This window comes from Monashia sp. NPDC004114 (assembly GCF_053603855.1).
The window spans coordinates 16,829-37,397 of the sequence record NZ_JBSGGK010000019.1; the positions used below are offsets into that span (position 1 = coordinate 16,829).

A 20,569-nucleotide genomic window follows, 5' to 3' on the forward strand; every position below is an offset into this window, starting at 1 on the left:
GAGGACCGAATGGTCCTCGCCCCTCGTCGTCGCATCGTCTCGAACGAGACGCTCCACCGGTCCCCTCCCGACCCGTGCGGGCACGCCGCGATCGCGGTTGCCTCGCCGGTCGCCGCGGTCACCTCGGGCGCAGCCGGTCAGTCCCGCTGGTGCTCGGGCAGCCCGTCGATGGCCTCACGGATGACCGGCCAGGCGATCTCCCCCGAATACCCTTTGCGCGCAAGCATTCCCGCCAGGCGTCTCGCCTGCACGTCGGAAGCGAGGCCGGACATCGTGCGCAGTCGCTTGGCAACGAGTTCCTCGGCTCGCACCCGCTCGTCCTGCGGACCGACCGCAGCCAGCGCATCGTCGGCGATGTCGCCGTCGATCCCCTGCTTACGCAGCTCGTGGGCCAGCGCCGTTCGGGCCAGGCCCTTGCCGGCCTGCTTCGAGCGGACGAGGAGCTCCGCGTAGGCCTCGTCGTCGACGAGCCCCACCTCGGTCATCCGGTCGAGGACGCGATGGGCGACCTCGTCATCGCAGCCGCGCTGTCGCAGCTTCTTCTCGAGCTGCGCCCGGCTGCGCGGAGCCAGGCTCAGCTGGCGCAGCACGATCGCCCGGGCAACGGACTCGGGGTCCGCCTCCGGCGCCTCGGACTTCGGGTCGTCCGGAGCCGGGGTCCACGCCGGTCTGGGGGACGCCGGCCTGGGGGCCGCCGGCAGGGCCGTGTCGTTGCTGGACGACGCCGGGCCACCGCCGGCCCGCACCCCGACGACGCCCTCCGCCTTCGCGAGGGCCTGCGCGGCGCGGGCCAGCCGGTCACTCTTTTCCGAGCCGGCCATCGTCAGAAGTCGACGGGCACGTCCGCGACCTCAGCGGGCTGGTCGACGCGCGGCCCGACGCCGAGCTTCTCCTTCACCTTCTTCTCGATCTCGTCGGCGAGGTCAGGGTTGTCCTTGAGGAAGTTGCGGGCGTTCTCCTTGCCCTGGCCCAGCTGGTCGCCGTCGTAGGTGTACCAGGCGCCGGCCTTGCGCACGAAGCCGTGCTCGACGCCCATGTCGATGAGGCCGCCTTCGCGCGAGATGCCCTGGCCGTAGAGGATGTCGAACTCCGCCTGCTTGAACGGCGGGGACACCTTGTTCTTGACGACCTTGACCCGCGTGCGGTTGCCGACGGGCTCGGTGCCGTCCTTGAGCGTCTCGATGCGCCGCACGTCGAGGCGGACCGAGGCGTAGAACTTCAGCGCCTTGCCACCTGTGGTCGTCTCCGGCGACCCGAACATGACGCCGATCTTCTCGCGGAGCTGGTTGATGAAGATCGCGGTCGTGCCGGTGTTGTTGAGTGCACCGGTGAGCTTGCGCAGGGCCTGGCTCATGAGGCGGGCCTGGAGTCCCACATGGCTGTCGCCCATCTCGCCCTCGATCTCGGCGCGGGGCACCAGCGCCGCCACGGAGTCGATGACGATGATGTCGAGCGCGCCCGAACGGATCAGCATGTCGGCGATCTCGAGGGCCTGCTCACCGGTGTCCGGCTGGGACACCAGCAGCGCGTCGGTGTCCACGCCGAGCTTCTTCGCATACTCCGGGTCGAGCGCGTGCTCGGCGTCGATGAACGCCGCGATCCCGCCACCCTTCTGTGCGTTCGCCACGGCGTGCAGCGCGACCGTCGTCTTACCGGATGACTCCGGCCCGTAGATCTCGACGATGCGACCTCGGGGAAGCCCGCCGATGCCGAGCGCCACATCGAGTGAGATCGACCCCGTCGGGATCACCTCGATCGGCGGCCTGATGTCGTCACCGAGACGCATCACGGCACCTTTGCCGTAGCTCTTCTCGATCTGCCCCATCACCGAGGAGAGCGCCTTGTCCTTGTCCTGCACCGATGCCATGAGTGGCCACCTATCTGCCGTCTGCTCTGCGGTCGTCTACCTGCGACCCGGACGGCTCGTCGATATCGCGATCCGTTGTCGGGTCAGACGTTAGGTGCCGGCGCCGACATCGGGTTGGAGCCACGAGACGGCCTGTGGATGATGCGTTCTCGGCGCAGGACCTGTGGAGAACACTACCGAACACGTGTTCGAAGTCGACCGCGACACGCCGTCGCTCAGACCGGTCCCTGCTGTCCGCCTTGAGCCCCGGGCGCGACGCGGTCGTCGCGGCCGAGCCGACGCTCCGGCGGGACGTCCATGTCGTCGCAGAGGGCCTCCCACACCTGACGCGGTGGTACCCCGTCCGCGAGTGCCTGCACCACGGTCCGGTTGTCGAGCGCGCCGATCACATGATCGCGCGCGAGCGACCCGGCATACGCCGGCCCGAACTCGTCGTCCATCAGCGTCCAGAAGTGGCTCATGCGCACTATGAATGCTCCTGACCTGCGCAGACACGAGGGCTCGTCAGTCTCGGTCCGTCTCGCGCAAGCGAGCGGCCCATCGACCCGATCACCATACGCGCCATCGATCTCGGCCACGATGCGAGCCGGCCCGTGGGCCGCAGAGGCACCCGCCTCCGGAGCCACTCACGTCAGCCCGGGCATCACCCGATGCCCCGGGCCGGAGGTTCGCCTCTCCCCAGCCTTTCCTCCACGAAGGCGTGAGGAGAGACGAACCCCCAAGCGGGAAGGACAGACCTGACGTACCTTCCAGTGACAAAGACGGCCGAGGCCGCCGTTCGTGACGCCGGTGTGCCGATCGGCCGCGACCCCCAAGGCGACGCACGTCCGCTCTGCCGCGCTGGGCAGCTGTCCGGCGGCGCAGCGAACCCCGCCTCGAATCGGCGTCACGACCACCCGCGCCCGCGCCGGGTGGAGCCGACGAGAGACCCGACGAGCGCGCCGGTCCCGTTGGCGAGCACGTCGCCGACCGAAGCGACGCGCAGGCCCGGGAGGGCGAGTGCCTGGACAACCTCGGCTCCGCCGCTGATGAGCAGGCCGACGAGTGTGATGGTCCACCACGGGCGCCGGGTGAGCAGTGCAGCCAGGCAAGCCGGCACGAAGAATGCTGCAACGTTGACGAGGACGCTCCACAGGTCGGGGGTGAACCACGGTTGGCGGCCGGTGTGCGCCCACAGCCAGACCCACGTCTCGATCTGGAGTCGCCTCAGGTCGCTTCCGCGCGGCCAGAGCAGGACCCCGAGAACGAGGAGGACGACGGCGCCGAGCGGGACGACGATGATCACGCGACGGCGGGAACGACGGGATCCCGGTGCCGAACGCCCGCTGGACAAGCGCACCCCTCCTGTCACGACCCCGCCCTCCGGGGCCCATGAACTGGGACGCGGGAATGGCGCGATCGTGACGCGGGCCCTGCACCGACGTCACAGGCACTGGTACGCGGCGGGAGGTGCACCCGTCCCAGGGTTCGGGGACCCGGACGGGCCCTCCTGGCGCTGAGCGTGCAGCGGACGGGCCGTCCGGATCCCCTCGACGGCCGGCGGGTGATGGTTGGGGGTCTCCGACCGTCTGTCTCATGAGACGAACCAGACCGACGTCCGTGACCCGGCCCCCCGATCAGGGTGCCGCCGCGGCCCGTCGCCCGTCGATGCTCAGCCCGATCGACGAGGGGTGTGACACGACGACCTCGATGGTGCGTCTCGTGGACGAGGGCACAACGAGCCCCACGGCCCGCACGGAAGGAACCTGCGCGTGACGATCGGAAGAATTGCCGCGACCGCGACGACTGTGGTCTTCGCCGCCGTCACCCTGGTCCTCGGGTACGGCGCGATGCGCGCGCACGGCGAGCGGGTCGCCGTCATGTCCAAGGCCGACCGCGCCCTGAGTGTCGGTGACGCGCACGGGCACAAGGGGGCGACCACCCACGCACTGCTGCTGCGCCGGCAGGTCCGCGCCGCCTGGCTCGCCACAGCCGGGTCGATGGTCGTCATGATCACCGCAGCGATCATGGCCACACAGGGCTAGCCTCGCCCCGCCCGATGCCTCGTGTCGCGTCCCGCGGGGCCGGGCGAGGCACTCACTCTGCAGATCAGACCGGATTGGCAAATGGCTCATCCGGTCGGCATGAGTCTGTCACCGTGGAGGGAACCGCCCGTCGCGCCTTTGTCGTCGGATTGTCACCGTGCCGGTCGCCGTTCGCGCCGGCCACATCGGTACAGTCCTGCAGGCCTCGCCATGGCCGAACCAGGGCGCAACGGGACGCATCCGGCACGACAGTATGCCGGTGTGCCCAGCCCATAGAGCCACCTACAGCGCGGCCACACGCACGACAGCCATCGCACCACCCACGAAAGCAGGGGAGCAGCTCATGACCGAACCCACAGACGGGCAACCAGCGGGCACCTCGCCCGACAGCAGCCCGGACAGCAGCCCGGACAGCACCGCCGACAACACCGATCCGGGCGCGAGCGACGCGACCCAGGCGATCGCGAGCGCCGAGACCCAGGCGATCCCGAACGCCGAGACCACGGCGATGCCGCAGTACTCCTACCCGCAGAACGTCACCGGGCCGAGTGCCGAAGACGCGGACACTGCGGCTGGTGCCTCGGCTGCCGGGGGCCCCACCCCGTTTGCCGCAGGCACCTCCTTGGCCTACGCGTCCGGCGTCGAGCTGACCGACGAGCCTCAGGGCGGCGGAGGCGCCGGAGGCGGTGGGCGCAAGCGAACCGGTCTGCTCGTGGGCGGTCTCGCTGCTGCGCTCCTGCTCGGCGGGGCGGGCGTCTTCGCTGCCCAGCAGCTCAGCGGCGGCGGCTCGCAGCCGGCTGACGTCCTGCCGGGTGACGCATTCGGCTACGTCCGCCTGGACATCGACCCGTCCGCGGGCCAGAAGATCGCCGCGGTCCGGTTCCTCAGCAAGCTCCCACAGGTCAAGGACACGCTCGGCGCCGACGACCCGCGCAAGAAGCTGTGGGAGCTCGCGGCCAAGGACTCGGGCGACGACTGCATCTCCAAGCTCAGGTATGACTCCGACATCGCCCCATGGCTCGGCGACCGCGTCGGCGCTGCCATCCGCCCGGGCGGCTCTGAGGACAAGCCGAACGTCGCGGTGGCCATCCAGGTCACGGACGAGGACCGCGCCAAGGACGCGCTGACCCGGATCTTGGCCTGCGACAAGAACGGCGACTCCGAGCTGCGGATGAAGGACGGCTACGCGATCGTCACCCCTGCTGGTGCCGGCGACGCCACCCTGGCGGCCGTCGCCAAGGGCACGCTCGCGCAGAACACCACGTTCAAGAGCGACATGGCCGCCCTTGGCGAGCAGGGTGTCCTGTCGGCATGGTTCGACCTGGGCTCAGGGCTGAAGGAGATCAAGAACCTGTCCGCTCTTGGTGCGCCCGTGGCCGCGGACGCCCAGGGACGTCTCGCCGCCGCGCTGAGGTTCGACCCCGACTATGTCGAGCTCGCGGGCATCGTCCGGGGCGCGACGGGTGCGACGTCCGTGCCCGGCAATGGCGCTGAGCTGGCCAACCTCCCCGACGACACAGCCGCTGCGCTGCACGTGTCCGGAGCCGACAAGACCGTCGACACCGTGTGGCCGCAGATCGAGCAGCAGCTTCAGACCCTGGGCCAGGCCGAGGGCGAGGATGACATCCTCGGCCAGATCGAGCAGGGACTCGGCGTCACGCTTCCGGACGACCTCAAGGTCCTGCTCGGCAGCTCGTTCACCCTCGCCGTCCCGCAGCAGGACTTCGGGACGGACGCTCCGGTCGTCGGCGGCAAGATCGTCACGAGCAACCCGAAGCGGGCCGGGGACCTCCTCGACAAGCTCGACCAGCTCGCGGGCGGCGGTGTCGTGACCCATTCGGCCGACGGCAACAAGATCTACGTCGCCACCCAGCCCGACTACGCCGCCAAGCTGAAGGCAGGCGGCAAGCTGGGCGAGTCCGACGCGTTCAAGGCAGCACTCGGCGATGTCAGCACCTCCAACGTCGCCATGTTCGTCGACCTCGACAAGCTCGAGAAGCTCTACCTCGGCGACGTCGACGCCGACGAGAAGGCCTTCGTCGAGTCCCTGCGCGCCGTCGGGCTGAACGCCACGACGACCGGCAGTGGCGACGCGTCCTTCTCGCTGCGAGTCGTCGGCAACTGACCGCAGCGCCGTTCGCAAGCAACACACCGAGCAGTCGGCAACCCTGGACGGTTATTTCCGTCAAGGTTCGCCGCTGCTCGGTGTGTTGCCGGATCGGGAGGCGGGAGCCTCAGGCGTGCGAGACCCAGCCGTCGATGCCCAGTCCCGCCCCCTGCGGCATACGGATCTCGTTGCCGGAGTAGGCGATTCCGCCGCCCACCGGGGATGACACCGACCACCAGGCGGCGTCGAGGTCGCTGATCTGCGTCGTCGGCTCGGCCGCGACGAGGGCGGCAGCCGCACCCAGCCCGACGTGCGTCTCCATCATCGAGCCCACGATCGTCCCCAGCCCGGCGTCGTGGGCTCGGCGCAGCAGGTCCCGGCCGGTGGTCAAGGACCCGCACTTGGCCAGCTTGACGTTGACGAGGTCGGCAGCACCGAGGCGGATGATCCGCTCCAGGTCGAACCTGCCGTAGCACGACTCGTCGGCCATGATCGGCAGCCCCACCCGCTCGCGCACCCACGCCAGTCCCTCGACGTCATCGGCGACGACGGGCTGCTCGACGAGCTCGACACCGAGGTCGGCCACCTCCAGCGCCCGGATGACCCGGACGGCCTCCTCGCGCGTCCACCCCTGGTTCGCATCCAGCCGGATCGCGACGTCCGGCCCCACCGCGTCCCGCACGGATGCGACGCGCTGCACGTCGGTCGCGGCGTCCGTCCCGACCTTCATCTTGAGGGTCTGGAAACCACCGGCAACGCGGTCGCGCGCCGTGTCGGCAAGTGCCGACGCCTCCCCTGCCGAGAGCGTCACGTCCGTCGTCAGCACCCCGGGTATGCCGTCCGGTGAGCCGCGCAGCAGCGCGGCCACGGAGATCCCCTCGGCCTGGGCGACGAGGTCGTGCAGGGCAGCGTCGACGGCGGCCTTGGCGCCGAAGTTGCGGGCGACCGCCTTCTCGACGGCTCCGGCGACGCGGGCGAGGTCCTCGCGGTCCTCGAGTGGGTGGCCGACGACGAGGGGGGCCAGCATCGTCTCGATGCACGCCGTCGCCCCCGCGAGCGACTCCCCGGTCACCTGCCACACCTGTGGGGCCTCGCCCCAGCCGGTCCGGCCATCGCTGTCGGTCACCGTGACGACGACGGTGTCGGTGGTCTCGGTGCGCCGCAGGGCAGTGACGAACGGCGTGTGCAGCCGCACCGACGACGCGGTCGCGACGACCCGCTCGACGTGCGTCATGCCCGTGTCGCCGACGACGAGGCGTCCTCGGCGTGGTCGGCCGCCCAGACGTCATGGGCGATCGACGCGACGAATGCCGCGCCCTCGGTCTCGGAAAGGTCGACGGTCGTGCAGACAGCCAGGACGAACGGCGCCTCACCCACGGGGCGCACCAGAGCGACGTCGTGCGACACGCCGGGGATCCAGCCGGACTTGCTCGCCGTCGGCGTGCCCTGGGGAAGCCCGGCCGGGATCTGGTCGACATGCAGCTGCCGGGAGAGGATCTGCTCGACCGGATCGAGGACCTCGGCGCCCCCGAGGGCCTGGTCCCGCCGCCCGACGGCGGCCATCACCAGGCCGAGGTCGGCTGCGGTGACACTGTTCGTGATGCCGGCCTCGCGCGCGGTGGCATCCTCGATCCCCCGTGCCACGACCATGGTCGGCGAGCACCCGACGATCCGCAGCACCTCGGCCACCTCGTCGAGGCCGACGATCTCGATGAGCAGGTTGGTGGCGAGGTTGCTGGAGTGGGTGATGGCGTGCTCGGCGAGCTCGAGCAGCGTGCGGCTCGACCCGATCGCCGCCCACGTCTCCGGATCCTGGTCGTCGGAGTCGTCGATGTGGAACCTGGACCCGTCCAGGACCGAGGTGAAGTCGTTGTGGACGGGATAGGTGGTGTCGAGGTCCAGCTCCCCACGCACCACCCTCCGGTAGACGGCGATGACGAGCGGCAGCTTCATCGTCGACGCCGCGTAGTGCGGAGCCAGCTCGGCGTGGACGAACCGAGCCGCCCCGTCGAGGTCACCGAGCCAGACCGAGACCGAGGCGCCGGTCGGCGTGAGCGAGCGGAGCCGGGCCTCGAGCGAGGCGAAGGCAGGGGGGACGGGCACGGCGAGGGGCGATGGCACCCTCGAACGGTAGACGATCAGGCAGCGGAGGCCGACACCACGTCACCCGAGGGCACGGGCAGCGAGACGGTCTTCGCCAAGCCCTCGCTCTCGGCCATCCGGCTCGAGACGTCGATGAGCACCTGTGACAGCGGGAGCTCGAGCGCCCCACAGATCGAGGCGAGCAGCTCGGAGGACGCCTCCTTCTCGCCCCGCTCGACCTCACTGAGATAGCCGAGGGAGACGGAGGCGGTGGCCGAGACCTCGCGAAGGGTGCGGCCCTGCGCGCGCCGACGCTCGCGGAGGACGTCACCGAGCTCGCGTCGCAACAGTGTCGTCATGCCGCCCCTCCTTCAGTCGCTGGTGTCTCGTCTGCCGTCAGGCCCGCCGCGCTGGGAACCCGATAGGCCTACCGTACCCCGAGGGTCCGCCAGCAGCGCAGCGGTTCTACCCAGGGTGTCGGTCTGCTCGAGTGCGAGACCCAGCACGGCAGCCACGGTGGCCGCGCGGATCTGGGCTCTGGTTCCGTTCAACTCCAGCGCACGCGTCACTGTTCCCGAGGGTCCGGCGACGGCGATGTGGACGGTGCCTGCGGGCTTGCCCTCGGAGGGACCCGGACCCGCGACGCCTGTGGTGGCGACGCCCCACGTGGCCCCCAGCCGGGCCCGGCATCCCTCGGCCATGGAGATGGCGACGGCGGGGTCGACCGTCCCGACCTGCGCGAGGAGCTCGGCAGGCACGCCGAGCAGGTCGGTCTTGACCTCGGCGGCGTAGGCCACCACGCCTCCTCGCAGGACCAGCGAGGCCCCGGGCGTGTCGGCGATCGTCGCCGCAACGAGGCCGGCGGTCAGGGACTCGGCGCAGGCGATGGTCTGGCCGACGGCGGTGAGCCGCGAGACCAGCAGGTCACCGTCGGTGCCGCGCGCCGACACCGTCAGTCCCGCCGGGCGCTGGGCTCGGTGCCCTGAGAGTCCGTGTTCTGCGACTCGTCCTGGGCGGCCTCGGCCACACCGACGGACTGCTCGGACACCGTGGCGGGGTGCTCGGACGCCGCCGCCGGGTGCTCGGTGGTGCCGGTGCGGGCTTCTCGGCGCGCCTCGCGGTGCGCGGCCCGCTCTGCCGCCCGCGCCGCGCGACGCTCGCGGGTGCGGTCGCTCGTCTCGCGCAGGCGCGCGGCCTTGAAGACGTAGTCGACGCCGCTGACCACCGTCATGACGAGCGCCGCGCCGAGGATGACGTATGCCGCATACGTCCACGCCTGACCGAAGGGCAGCACCCAGAGCGGGAACGTCAGCGCACCGAGCGAGAGCGTCTGGAGCATCGTCTTGAGCTTGCCGCCGCGTCCCGCAGGCATCACGCCGTGACGGATGATGACGAACCGCAGCACCGTGATCCCCACCTCGCGCACGAGGATGACGACGGTGACCCACCACCAGACCACGCCCAGCACCGACAGACCGATGAACGCCGTGCCGGTGAGCGCCTTGTCCGCGATCGGGTCGGCCACCTTGCCGAAGTTCGTGATCTCGCCACGCCGGCGCGCCAGCTTGCCGTCGACCCCGTCCGTGACCGCAGCGAGGGCGAAGACCACCCAGGCCCAGAACCGCCACCATGGGTCCGTGCCGCCGTCGAGGAAGAGCAGGACGCCGTAGACCGGGACGAGCAGGAAGCGCAGCACCGTCAGAGCGTTGGGCAGGTTCCAGTCGGTGGGTCGAGGTGCCGGTCCCTCCCCACGGTGGAACGTGGTCGGAGGGGTCATCGCGCCTCCGCCACCAGGTCGATCCCTTCGGTGGCGACCACGACGGCCGCCACCAGGTCCCCGACCCGGGGCGCACCGGCGCTGTCGCCCGCCAGCACGGTCGTCACGCCGTCCACGTCCGGCCCCTGGAAGGCGGCACGCCCCACGGCTCGGCCGTCCTCGTCGATCTCCTCGACAAGCACCTCGACGAGCTCGCCGACACGGTCCTCGGCGCGCTGAGCGGTGAGCTCCTCGACGAGCCGGGTGAACCGGTCGACTCGGTCGGCGATGACCTCGGGTGCGAGCTTGCCGGCATACCTCTCGGCCTCGGTGCCGTCCTCGTCGGAGTAACCGAACACGCCGACGACGTCGAGCCGCGCCTCGGACAGGAACGCCTCGAGCTCGTCGAGGTCGGCCTCGGTCTCACCCGGGAAGCCGACGATGACGTTGCACCGGATGCCCGCCTGCGGCGCGTCCGTGCGGACGCGGTCGAGCAGGTCGAGGAAGGCCTCACGCGAGCCGAACCGGCGCATTGACCGGAGCAGTGGCTCCGAGGCGTGCTGGAAGGAGATGTCGTAGTAGGGCACGACCCCGGGCGTGTCGGCCATGGCGCGCAGCAGCCCGGGCCGGATCTCGGCCGGCTGGAGGTACGACACGCGGACCCGCTCGATGCCCTCGACAGCGGTGAGCTCGGGAAGGAGCTTCTCGAGAAGGCCGAGGTCACCGAGGTCCTTGCCGTAGGACGTGGAGTTCTCGGAGACGAGGAAGAGCTCCTTGACACCGTCGGCGGCAAGCCACCTCGCCTCCGCGACGATGTCGGCCGGGCGTCGCGAGACGAAGGCGCCGCGGAACATCGGGATGGCGCAGAACGCGCACCGACGGTCGCAGCCCGAGGCGATCTTCAGCGGCGCCCACGGACGGCCGTCCAGCCGAGCGCGCACGACCCGCGGCCCGCTCGCGGGCACGGGCACCTCGGCGCCGTCGAGATCGGCGGCGACGCCGGCCCCGTGACCCGGCAGCGCCACCGAGGCCGCACCCGCCTGCCGGTCCACCGGCGACAGCGGCAGCAGAGTCCTGCGGTCGGACGGCGTGTGGCTTGCGACCTGCCCACCGGCCAGCAGGGTCTGGAGGTGCCGGCTCAGGTCGCGGTACGAGTCGAACCCGAGAACCGCGTCGGCCTCCGGGAGCTGCTCGGCGAGCTGCTCGCCATAGCGCTCGGCGAGGCACCCCACGGCCACGACTTTCTGGGTCCGCCCGTCGGCCTTGAGGTCCGAAGCCTCCAGCAGCGCGTCGATCGAGTCCTTCTTGGCCTGCTCGACGAACCCGCAGGTGTTGACGACCGCGACATCCGCGTCCCCGGCGTCGTCGACGAGGCGCCAGCCTTCGGCGAGCAGCCGCCCGGCGAGCTCCTCCGAGTCGACCTCGTTGCGCGTGCACCCGAGGGTGACGAGGGCAACGCTCCTCTCGGTGGTCGCGGGGGGCGGGGTCATGCGTCCACTCTAGATGGCGGGGTGTTCAATGGCCGACATGCTCGGAACCGACCCCCGCAGCCACCCCGACCCGGTCGCCGAGGCGCGCGAGCTGCTCGCCGCGAGCCCGCTCATCGACGGGCACAACGACCTCCCCTGGGCCGCCCGTGAGCAGGTTCGCTACGACTTCGAGGCTCTGGACCTGACGCGGAAGGTCGCCACGACGCAGACCGACCTGCCGCGCCTGGCCGAGGGCGGCGTCGGCGGACAGTTCTGGTCGGTCTTCGTGCCGAGCACCCTGCAGGGTGACTCCGCCGTCATCGCCACGCTCGAGCAGATCGACGGCGTACACCGGATGATCGGGACGTATGCCGACCGGCTCGCGCTCGCACGCACGGCCGACGAGGTCGAGCGCGCCAATGCGTCCGGCCGGATCGCCTCGCTGCTCGGCGCTGAGGGCGGCCACTCCATCGGCAGCTCGCTCGCGACACTGCGCCTGCTGCATGTGCTCGGCGTGCGGTACATGACCCTGACCCACAACGACAACACCCCGTGGGCCGACTCGGCGACCGACGCTCCGCTGGTCGGCGGGCTGACGGAGTTCGGCCGCGAGGTCGTCCGCGAGATGAACCGCCTCGGCATGATGGTCGACCTCAGCCACGTGGCCGCGACGACGATGCGGCATGCCCTCGAGGCCACGGATGCGCCGGTCGTGTTCAGCCACTCGTCCGCGCTGGCCCTGTGTGACACCCCGCGGAACGTGCCTGACGACGTGCTCGAAGCGCTGCCTGCGAACGGCGGGATCTGCATGGTCACCTTCGTGCCCGAGTTCGTCTCCCCGGCCACGGCCGAGTGGCGAGTGGAGGCGGCGGCCGCCGCGGCTCAGGTCGGCGTCGACGCCAAGGACTGGGAGGCGTTCGGGGTCTTCACCGCATCGTGGAGCGCCGACCACCCGAAGCCGGACGCGTCGATCGACCAGGTCGTCGCGCACCTCGAGCACGTCCGCGACGCGGCGGGCATCGACCATGTCGGCATCGGCGGCGACTACGACGGCACCGACACCTTTCCGGTCGGGCTCGAGGACGTCAGCGGCTACCCGCGCCTCGTGGCAGCGCTGCTCGACCGAGGCTGGGCGACCGGCGACGTGCACAAGCTCGTCCGCGGGAACACGCTTCGAGTCATGCGCGACGTCGAGTCGGTCGCCCGCGACCTGCAGACCACCCGCGCGCCGAGCCTCAAGACCATGAGCGAGCTCGACGGCTGACGCGAGCGGCGGGCCGGGCAGCGGCATACGGCGACGTCTCGGAACGACGGCGCGGAGCTGACATCTCGCCCGGCCCGGCCTACTGGCGGAAGCGGGCGATGGTGAGCCCGACCAGGCGGGCCACCACGAGCGCGACGTAGAGCATGCCGGAGATCATCTCGAGCATGACGAACGACCGCGCGTGAGGGGTGACAGCGCTGATGTCCGACAGGCCGGTCGAGGTCATCGTCGTGATCGACAGGTAGAGCAGCTCGTACCAGGTCCGAGTGCCTGGCAGCGCCTCGCCGTAGATCGTGAAGGAGTTCGGCCAGATGAACTGGATGGCGAAGTAGAGATAGGCGAAAGCCCAGGCCACGACAGTGAACGTGGCGCCGGTCGCGAAGAGCTCGTCCTTGGTCACCCAGTTGTCCGCGAACATGTACCGGAGCAGCGCGTAGCCGGTGTAGAAGTAGAAGACGGCGTGCAGCATGGACGACCAGAACGCCACCGCGTCGTTGTCGGGCCAGACCGCCTCCGCGACCGTGAGCAGGACGACCGGGATGCCGATGCCCGCGGCGATCCAGGTCAACGCCGGGGTCGCCCGGACGGCGCGGACAGCGAGGAACAGCACGACGAGACCGACCAGGCCGAACAGGCTCTTGCCGAAGTACCGCCACTCCCCCAGCGTCGCGTTCTCCATCGACGGGTAGACCACGATCGCCACGAGCTGGACGACGAGCAGGACCGCACAGGGCAGCTCCCTGAAGCTGCGACGGAAGCGGTACCACCGCGTCGGCGGGCCGCCTCGGCGGGACGTTGACGGCCACAGCTCCAACGACGCGCTCACCTGGTCGAGCCTAGTGGCCAGTCCGTCAAGAACGCGTCAACGACCGCCCGACTCGGGCGAGACCGAGGGCTGACCTGCGAGGATCGACCTATGGGTCGTGGTTCGCTGCGCATCTACCTGGGCGCCGCACCCGGAGTCGGCAAGACCGTCGCGATGCTCGACGAGGCCCACCGGCGTCGCGAGCGCGGCACGGACGTCGTCGTCGGCATCGTCGAGACGCACGGACGGGTTCACACGGCGCAGCTGCTCGAGGGCCTGGAGATCCTGCCGCGCCTGGCCCTGGAGTACCGCGGGTCGCACCTGACCGAGCTCGACCCTGCGGCCGTCATCGCCCGACGGCCGCAGGTGGTGCTCGTCGACGAGCTGGCGCACACCAACGTGCCGGGCTCGGTCCACGAGAAGAGGTGGCAGGACGTCGAGGACATCCTGGACGCCGGCATCGACGTGCTCTCGACCGTCAACATCCAGCACCTGGAGTCGCTCAACGACGTCGTCGAGTCGATCACCGGGATCCGCCAGCAGGAGACCGTGCCGGACGAGGTGGTGCGCCGGGCGGAGCAGGTCGAGCTCGTCGACATGACACCCGAGGCGCTGCGGCGCCGGCTGGCCCATGGCAACGTCTACGGGCCCGAGAAGGTCAACGCCGCCCTGGCCAACTACTTCCGGGTCGGCAACCTCGCGGCCCTGCGCGAGATCGCCCTGCTGTGGCTGGCGGACCGGGTCGACGAGGCCCTGGAGCGGTACCGGGAGGCTCAGGGCATCCGCGAGCCGTGGCCGGCCCGCGAGCGGGTCGTCGTCGCGGTGACCGGTGGCCCGGAGAGCGAGACGCTGCTGCGACGCGGTGCCCGGATCGCGAGCCGAGCCGCGGGCGGTGACCTGATCGCCTGCCACGTGCGGTCGGCAGAGGGCCTGGTCAGCGCCGACCCGGCTACCCTGGCCCGGCTGCGCCGGGTCGCTCGCGATGTCGGCGCGGAGTTCCACGACGTGTCCGGCCACGACACGGCTGCCGCGATCCTGGACTACGCCCGCGGCGTGAACGCCACCCAGATCGTGGTCGGGGTGAGCCGCCGCAGCCGATGGCAGCAGCTGCTCCGGCCGAGCATCGCCTCCGAGGTCGCCGACGGCTCCGGCGCCGAGATCGACGTGCACCTCGTGTCGCACGAGGACTCCAAGGTGGGCCACCGGGCCCGACGGGCGCGCGGGCTGCCCTGGCAGCGGGTGCTGGCCGGCTTCCTGCTCGCTGTGGTCGCGATGGTGCCGCTGACCGTCGTGCTCGTCAGCACCCAGGACGGACACACCCTGTCCCTCGACCTGCTCCTCTACCTCGCGCTGACGGTCGCGTGTGCGCTGGTCGGAGGCATCTGGCCGGCACTGTTCTGCGCGGTCGCAGGGTCACTCGTCGTCAACTGGTTCTTCACCGAGCCGACCGGCACGCTGACCATCAGCCAGGCGCCGAACGCCGTAGCCCTTGCCGTGTTCGTCCTCGTGGCCATGGCGGTGTCCTGGATCGTCAACCTCGCAGCTCGCCGGACCGAGCAGGCCGTGGCTGCCCAGCGAGAGTCCCAGGCGCTGGCAGCCCTGAGCCGCGACCTCCTGGCTGAGCCACGCCCCCTGCCGGCGCTGCTCGACCGAGCCCGCAGCGCGCTGGGCATGCGTCGCGCGGTGCTCACCGAGACCACCGGTGACGGCGGCTCGGTCGTGGTCGCCTCCACCGACCCGGAGCTCGTCGTCGGCGCGCCGCTGCCGACCGGGCAGTCGTGGACGCTCGACTCCACGGTGGACGAGGGCGTGCACCTGCTCCTGGACGGTCCTCCCGTCGCTGCCGGCGACCAGCGGGTGGTCAATGCATATGCCGCCCACGCCGCCATCCTGCACGGGCGAGAGCAGCTGGTCCGCGCCGCCCAGCAGGCCGCGGGGCTCGCCCGCGACAACGCAGCGCGAACCACCCTGCTGGCCGCCGTGTCGCACGACCTGCGCACCCCGCTCGCGGCCATCAAGGCAGGAGTGTCGACCCTGCGGCAGGCCGGAGTGGAGCTCGCGCCGGGCGACGAGGCCGAGCTGCTGGAGTCGATCGAGGAGTCGGCGGACCGGCTCGACGCCCTGATCGGCAACCTGCTCGACCTGTCCCGTCTCGAGACCGGGACGGTCCGCGCCCACGCCCACTCGATCGACCTGCTCGACGCTGTCGTGGGCACCGTCCGCACCACCTCGGACCCGGCACGCGTCGACGTCGACATCGAGGACGACCTGCCACTGGTGACTGCGGACCTGGGCCTGCTGGACCGTGTCCTCGCGAACGTCGTCGAGAACGCGCTGCACCACAGCGGCGACGAGATCCGGGTCACGGCCGGCCCGATCGGGCACACGGTCCAGCTGCGGGTCATCGACCGGGGGCCGGGGGTCGGCGACGAGGACAAGGACCGCATCTTCGCGGCGTTTCAGCGCGTCGGCGACGCACCGCGCGGAGACGGCCTCGGTCTCGGGCTCGCGGTGGCGCGGGGCCTGACCACGGTGATGGGGGGCACGCTCGTCGCCGAGGACACGCCGGGCGGCGGGCTGACCATGGTCATCGAGCTCCCGATCGCGCACGAGCCGCCCGCCGAGGGCCCGGAGCCTCCGCGGCCCGTGGAAGCTCCGTCACGGCGGGCACCCGCGGCCGACGTCTCGACGACCGAGGATGCCGGCCCCACTCGACCAGTACCCGAGGCTGCCCGTCTCCAGGAGGACGCATGACGCGAGTGCTCGTCGTCGACGACGACCCCCGGCTCCAGCGGACGCTGACCATCGCGCTGCGCGCCCACGGCAACGAGGTGGTGACCGCGAGCGACGGCCGCACCGCGATGCAGTCGGTCAGCGAGGACGCCCCCGACGTGGTGATCCTCGACCTCGGACTCCCGGACCTCGACGGCACGGACGTGCTGCGGCGTGTGCGGGCGGTGTCGGCCGTTCCGGTCATCGTCCTTTCCGCGCGTCACGAGTCCGACGACAAGATCGAGGCTCTCGACCTGGGCGCCGACGACTACGTGACCAAGCCGTTCGGCGTCGAAGAGCTGCTCGCACGCGTGCGGGCCGCGGTGCGCCGCGGCGGTGACGTCGGCCGCCAGCTCGGCTCGGTGTCGACCGACCACTTCACCCTCGACTTCGCCGAGCGCCGCGCGACCGTGGAGGGCGTCGAGGTGCGGCTCACGCCGACCGAGTGGCGGATGCTCGAGACGCTCTGCCGCGAGCCGGGACACCTCGTGTCGCAGCAGGAGCTGCTCCAATCAGTGTGGGGGCCGTCCTACGGTCGGGAGTCCAACTACCTTCGCGTCTACGCCAACCAGCTGCGCCGCAAGCTCGAGCCCGACCCCGCGCACCCGCAGCACCTCGTCACCGAGCCCGGCCTCGGCTACCGGTTCAACCTCTGAGACTCGTGGGTGGCCCTGGATGACACCGGAGCCGGCCCGTGTTGTCGCCTCCATGAGTGAAGACACGACCCAGAACACCACGAACCCGACGACCAGCCCCGTGGGCACCGAGCTCGCCCTCCCCGAGAGCCACCTCGACCTGCTGGAGCGTCCGCTCTTCGCGCATCTGGCCACCGTGCGCCCCGACGGCGCCCCGCAGAGCAGCGTCATGTGGTTCGTGTGGGACGGCGCGCGCCTGCGCATCACCCACACCAAGAGCCGGCAGAAGTTCGCCAACCTCGCCCAGGACCCGCGCCTGTCGCTCTCGATCGCCGACCCCGACGACGGGTACCGGACGATCGAGGTGCGTGGAGTCGTGGAGAGCATCGAGGACGACGACGAGACCGCGTCGTTCTACAAGGGCCTCCAGCACCGCTACGGCATGGACTACGAGATCCACGACGCACCCGTGCGGGTCGTCATGACCATCCGGCCCACCAAGGTGATCGCCACCGAGGGCGGCGGGATCGTCGCCACGGCCGGCCGGTAGGCCCTACCAGCGCTCGCGGCCGCCTCGGTCGGTGAGGTTCCAGGCGTCCTCCGACTCCTCGTCGTCCTCATCGACCCGCGGTGTCATGTCCGCCGGGGTCCAGGTCGAGGCCCCCGGCGACGTGGCCGAGGTGGGCACCGCCTCGGTCGCCTCCTGGTCCCGACGCTCGCCGCGTTCGGCCACCAGCGACGCCGTGCGCCGCGGCGCGGCGTCCTCGCCCGGGTCGTCGCGCACGTCCGGCTCGTCCGCTTCGTCTGGGCTGCCGTATGCCGCTGCGCCACCCGGTGCCACCGCATCGCCCACGTCGTGTGCGGCATACCCGGTGGCTCCGTCGTCCGTCGAGCCGTCCGCAAGGTCGTCGGTGTCGTCGGTGTCGTCGGCTGCGTCGTTGGGATGCGGCACGTCCTCGCCGCGCAGCAGGGCCAGCGTCTGCGACAGGTCGTCCGGGCGGACGAGCACATCGCGGGCCTTGCTCCCCTCGCTCGGGCCGACGATGCCCCGCGACTCCAGCAGGTCCATGAGTCGCCCGGCCTTGGCGAAGCCGACGCGCAGCTTGCGCTGCAGCATCGACGTCGACCCGAACTGCGTCGTGACGACGAGCTCGGTCGCCTGCAGGAGCACGTCGAGGTCGTCGCCGATGTCGTCGTCGATCTGCTTCTTGGGCGTGGCGACGGTGACGTTCTCGACGTAGCTGGGCTTGAGCTGGGTCGTGACGAACTTGACGACCTCGTGGATCTCGGACTCGTTGACCCACGCTCCCTGCACACGCATCGGCTTGCTCGCCCCCATCGGGAGGAAGAGCGCGTCACCCTGGCCGATGAGCTTCTCCGCGCCGGGCTGGTCGAGCACCACGCGCGAGTCGGCGAGCGACGATGTGGCGAACGCCATCCGCGACGGGACGTTGGCCTTGATGAGGCCCGTCACGACGTCGACCGACGGACGCTGCGTCGCGAGCACGAGATGGATGCCCGCCGCCCGGGCGAGCTGGGTGATCCGGACGACCGACTCCTCGACGTCGCGCGGGGCGACCATCATGAGGTCGGCAAGCTCGTCGACCACGACGAGCAGGTATGGGTACGTCGTGATCTGTCGCTCGGACCCCGGAAGCGGCTTGACCTTGCCCGCCCGCACCGCCTTGTTGAAGTCGTCGACGTGCTTGAAGCCGAAGGCCGCCAGGTCGTCGTAGCGCTGGTCCATCTCCCGCACGACCCACTGAAGGGCCTCGGCGGCCTTCTTCGGGCTGGTGATGATCGGGGTGATCAGGTGCGGGATGCCCTCGTAGGCCGTGAGCTCCACGCGCTTCGGGTCGACGAGGACCAGCCTCACCTCCTCCGGCGTCGAGCGCATGAGGACCGAGGTGATCATCGAGTTGACGAAGCTCGACTTGCCCGAACCCGTCGCGCCGGCGACGAGCAGGTGCGGCATCTTGGCGAGGTTCGCGATGACGTAGGCGCCCTCGACGTCCTTGCCGACGCCCATGACCATGGGGTGCGAGTTCGACCTCGCGGTGTGGCTCCGCAGCACATCGCCGAGGGCGACGTTCTCGCGGTCGGCGTTCGGGATCTCGATGCCGATGGCCGACTTGCCCGGGATCGGGCTGAGGATGCGCACGTCGGCCGACGCGACGGCATACGCGATGTTCTTGGACAGCGCGGTGACGCGCTCGACCTTCGTGCCCGCGCCGAGCTCGACCTCGTAGCGGGTGACCGTCGGCCCGCGGGTGAACCCCGTGACGGCCGCGTCGATGTCGAACTGCTCGAAGACGTTGGTCAGGGACTCGAGCACGCGGTCGTTGGCCTCGCTGCGGGTCTTGTGCGGCGCCCCGTGGCTGAGCATCTCGCTGTCCGGCAGGCGGTAGGTGATGTCGCCTCCGAGGGAGAGCTGCTCGGCCCGGGCCGGCAGCTCCGAGGTCGGAGGTGGCACCAGCTCCGCCTTCGGGCCGACCTTTCCGGTCTCGGGCGCGCCGTGTGTGCGGGGGTCGCTCGCGTCGACGCCCACCCCGCTCGGGCGCGGGGCCAGGACGCCGGGGGCGGTCGGACGCTTCTCGCCCGGGCGCAGTCGCATCGTTGCCTCGGCGTCGGCGTCGAGCTGGGCCGCCTGGCGGAACGCCTCGTCACCCTCGCGCCGCTCGAGGTCGGTCCCCTTGCGCCGGGCGCGCTTGAGCGACTCGGCGGGCGCGTCGGCGGCTTCCGACTCACCCTTCGCGTCGCCGCGGTGGATGACCAGGTCCCTGAGCTGGCGAAGCCGGGTCGGGATCAGGTTGACGGGAGTCGCGGTGATGACGAGCAGCCCGAAGAGGCCGAGGAGGCACAGCAGGGTGACCGCGCCGTACACGGACACAGCCGCGGCAAGCGGGCTCGAGGCCAGGAAGCCGATGATGCCGCCCGCGGCGCGCATCCCGTCGGCGCCGTCGGGCGGGTTGGGGATGTCGTCGGCGATGTGTGAGAGGCCGCACGCGGCGAACGTCAGGGCGATGGTCCCGACGACGATGCGGTTGGTCGTCGCCTCGTCCTGCGGCGCGCGCAGCATGCGAAGCCCGAGTGCGAGCAGGACCAGGGGCACGGCATACGCGACCCGGCCGAAGGTGCCGGCGAAGACTGCATGCACGGCCTGCCCGACGACACCCGAGACGTTCCACCACTCGCGCGCGGCGACGACGATGGCGAGCGCGATGAGCGCGAAGCCGAGGCCGTCGCGACGGTGCTCCGGCTCGAGCTCGGCGGCGCTGTGCCCGACCCGCCGCACGGCCCCACCGGCGAGGTGCGAGACACCCATCCACGTGTTGCGGACCGCGTTGAACGGGAACGGCAGGCCGCCGTCCTTCGCCTTGCCAGCCGGCTTGCGGGCGGCCGGCTTGCGCTGGGCGGGGCGCGCCGACCGAGCAGCGGGCGGGCGCGAGGACGCGCCGCCGCCCGACCCCTTCGCGCGGGTCGCGGCGCCCGAGCTCTGTCGCTGGCTGCTGGACGGACGTGTCGCCATGGTTGCACGGTACGCCAGCGCCCCTCTGAACTCACGCGTCACACGCGCAACACGGGCGGAACGGACCATCTGGCGCGAGCAACCGGTCAGGAATCGAGAAGCCGTGCTCGGGGCGTGCGGCTAGCGTGATCCAGTCAGGACATCCGCCCGCGCGCCGGCACGGACGTAGCGTGGGGTCCGCAGCACCACGGACCTTCGCCGACCCCGCCTGGGGCCGGTGGACGGAGGACGGTTCGCGCCCGACGGGGGCCCGCCGACG

At 71.1% G+C, this 20,569-nt stretch carries 18 protein-coding genes; 6 read left to right on the forward strand and 12 right to left on the reverse strand.

Features of this window, described 5'->3' with window-relative positions; genetic code table 11:
* Positions 1-137: 137 nt before the first annotated feature.
* From ACWEOW_RS20365 to ACWEOW_RS20380, 4 genes are all read right to left on the reverse strand, one after another.
* On the reverse strand, positions 138-821 hold the full coding sequence (locus ACWEOW_RS20365; RefSeq protein ID WP_452271071.1) for a regulatory protein RecX: 684 nt from the start codon (positions 819-821) through the stop codon (positions 138-140).
* 2 nt (positions 822-823) lie between these two features.
* Positions 824-1,867, reverse strand: a complete 1,044-nt coding sequence (gene recA, locus ACWEOW_RS20370; protein WP_452271072.1) for a recombinase RecA — start codon at positions 1,865-1,867, stop codon at positions 824-826.
* Between the two features lie 215 nt (positions 1,868-2,082).
* Complete coding sequence (locus tag ACWEOW_RS20375) at positions 2,083-2,334, reverse strand: DUF3046 domain-containing protein (protein WP_452271073.1); 252 nt, start codon at positions 2,332-2,334, stop codon at positions 2,083-2,085.
* A gap of 419 nt (positions 2,335-2,753) precedes the next feature.
* Positions 2,754-3,152, reverse strand: coding sequence for a VanZ family protein (locus tag ACWEOW_RS20380; RefSeq protein ID WP_452271074.1), 399 nt, complete (start codon positions 3,150-3,152; stop codon positions 2,754-2,756).
* 466 nt (positions 3,153-3,618) lie between these two features.
* Between ACWEOW_RS20380 and ACWEOW_RS20385 the strand changes: the two genes are divergently transcribed.
* Together ACWEOW_RS20385 and ACWEOW_RS20390 are read left to right on the forward strand one after the other, a co-directional pair.
* Complete coding sequence (locus ACWEOW_RS20385) at positions 3,619-3,891, forward strand: hypothetical protein (protein WP_452271075.1); 273 nt, start codon at positions 3,619-3,621, stop codon at positions 3,889-3,891.
* 343 nt (positions 3,892-4,234) lie between these two features.
* Positions 4,235-6,016: a DUF3352 domain-containing protein gene (locus tag ACWEOW_RS20390; RefSeq protein WP_452271076.1), complete on the forward strand. Its 1,782-nt coding sequence runs from the start codon at positions 4,235-4,237 to the stop codon at positions 6,014-6,016.
* Positions 6,017-6,125: 109 nt separating this feature from the next.
* Here ACWEOW_RS20390 and ACWEOW_RS20395 read toward each other — a convergent pair whose 3' ends face one another.
* Genes ACWEOW_RS20395 through rimO form a run of 6 tightly spaced genes read right to left on the reverse strand, consistent with a single transcriptional unit; the run spans position 6,126 to position 11,326 of the window.
* Positions 6,126-7,232: a mandelate racemase/muconate lactonizing enzyme family protein gene (locus ACWEOW_RS20395; RefSeq protein ID WP_452271077.1), complete on the reverse strand. Its 1,107-nt coding sequence runs from the start codon at positions 7,230-7,232 to the stop codon at positions 6,126-6,128.
* On the reverse strand, positions 7,229-8,119 hold the full coding sequence (locus tag ACWEOW_RS20400; RefSeq protein WP_452271078.1) for a serine hydrolase: 891 nt from the start codon (positions 8,117-8,119) through the stop codon (positions 7,229-7,231). Before ACWEOW_RS20400 ends, ACWEOW_RS20395 begins: the two co-directional genes overlap by 4 nt.
* Positions 8,120-8,136: 17 nt before the next feature.
* Positions 8,137-8,439, reverse strand: coding sequence for a helix-turn-helix domain-containing protein (locus tag ACWEOW_RS20405; protein WP_452271079.1), 303 nt, complete (start codon positions 8,437-8,439; stop codon positions 8,137-8,139).
* 12 nt (positions 8,440-8,451) lie between these two features.
* A complete protein-coding gene (locus ACWEOW_RS20410) occupies positions 8,452-9,030 on the reverse strand; it encodes a CinA family protein (RefSeq protein WP_452271080.1) in 579 nt (192 codons plus the stop codon).
* A gap of 2 nt (positions 9,031-9,032) precedes the next feature.
* Positions 9,033-9,857, reverse strand: a complete 825-nt coding sequence (pgsA, locus tag ACWEOW_RS20415; protein WP_452271081.1) for a CDP-diacylglycerol--glycerol-3-phosphate 3-phosphatidyltransferase — start codon at positions 9,855-9,857, stop codon at positions 9,033-9,035.
* Positions 9,854-11,326, reverse strand: coding sequence for a 30S ribosomal protein S12 methylthiotransferase RimO (gene rimO / locus ACWEOW_RS20420; protein ID WP_452271082.1), 1,473 nt, complete (start codon positions 11,324-11,326; stop codon positions 9,854-9,856). Before rimO ends, pgsA begins: the two co-directional genes overlap by 4 nt.
* Before the next feature lie 37 nt (positions 11,327-11,363).
* Here rimO and ACWEOW_RS20425 point away from each other — a divergent pair, with 37 nt between their 5' ends.
* A complete protein-coding gene (locus ACWEOW_RS20425) occupies positions 11,364-12,569 on the forward strand; it encodes a dipeptidase (protein WP_452271083.1) in 1,206 nt (401 codons plus the stop codon).
* Between the two features lie 79 nt (positions 12,570-12,648).
* Here ACWEOW_RS20425 and ACWEOW_RS20430 read toward each other — a convergent pair whose 3' ends face one another.
* Positions 12,649-13,395, reverse strand: coding sequence for an ion channel (locus ACWEOW_RS20430; RefSeq protein ID WP_452271084.1), 747 nt, complete (start codon positions 13,393-13,395; stop codon positions 12,649-12,651).
* A 90-nt stretch (positions 13,396-13,485) separates the two neighbouring features.
* Between ACWEOW_RS20430 and ACWEOW_RS20435 the strand changes: the two genes are divergently transcribed.
* From ACWEOW_RS20435 to ACWEOW_RS20445, 3 genes are read left to right on the forward strand one after another with little or no spacing between them, the layout of a single operon-like run.
* Positions 13,486-16,128, forward strand: a complete 2,643-nt coding sequence (locus ACWEOW_RS20435; RefSeq protein ID WP_452271085.1) for a DUF4118 domain-containing protein — start codon at positions 13,486-13,488, stop codon at positions 16,126-16,128.
* Positions 16,125-16,802 (forward strand): response regulator, encoded by a 678-nt coding sequence (locus ACWEOW_RS20440; RefSeq protein WP_452271086.1) that lies wholly within the window; start codon positions 16,125-16,127, stop codon positions 16,800-16,802. The genes ACWEOW_RS20435 and ACWEOW_RS20440 overlap by 4 nt, the downstream gene beginning before the upstream one ends.
* A gap of 52 nt (positions 16,803-16,854) precedes the next feature.
* Positions 16,855-17,331, forward strand: coding sequence for a PPOX class F420-dependent oxidoreductase (locus tag ACWEOW_RS20445; RefSeq protein WP_452271087.1), 477 nt, complete (start codon positions 16,855-16,857; stop codon positions 17,329-17,331).
* Between the two features lie 3 nt (positions 17,332-17,334).
* Here ACWEOW_RS20445 and ACWEOW_RS20450 read toward each other — a convergent pair whose 3' ends face one another.
* Positions 17,335-20,310, reverse strand: a complete 2,976-nt coding sequence (locus ACWEOW_RS20450) for a DNA translocase FtsK 4TM domain-containing protein (RefSeq protein WP_452271088.1) — start codon at positions 20,308-20,310, stop codon at positions 17,335-17,337.
* Positions 20,311-20,569 lie beyond the last annotated feature (259 nt).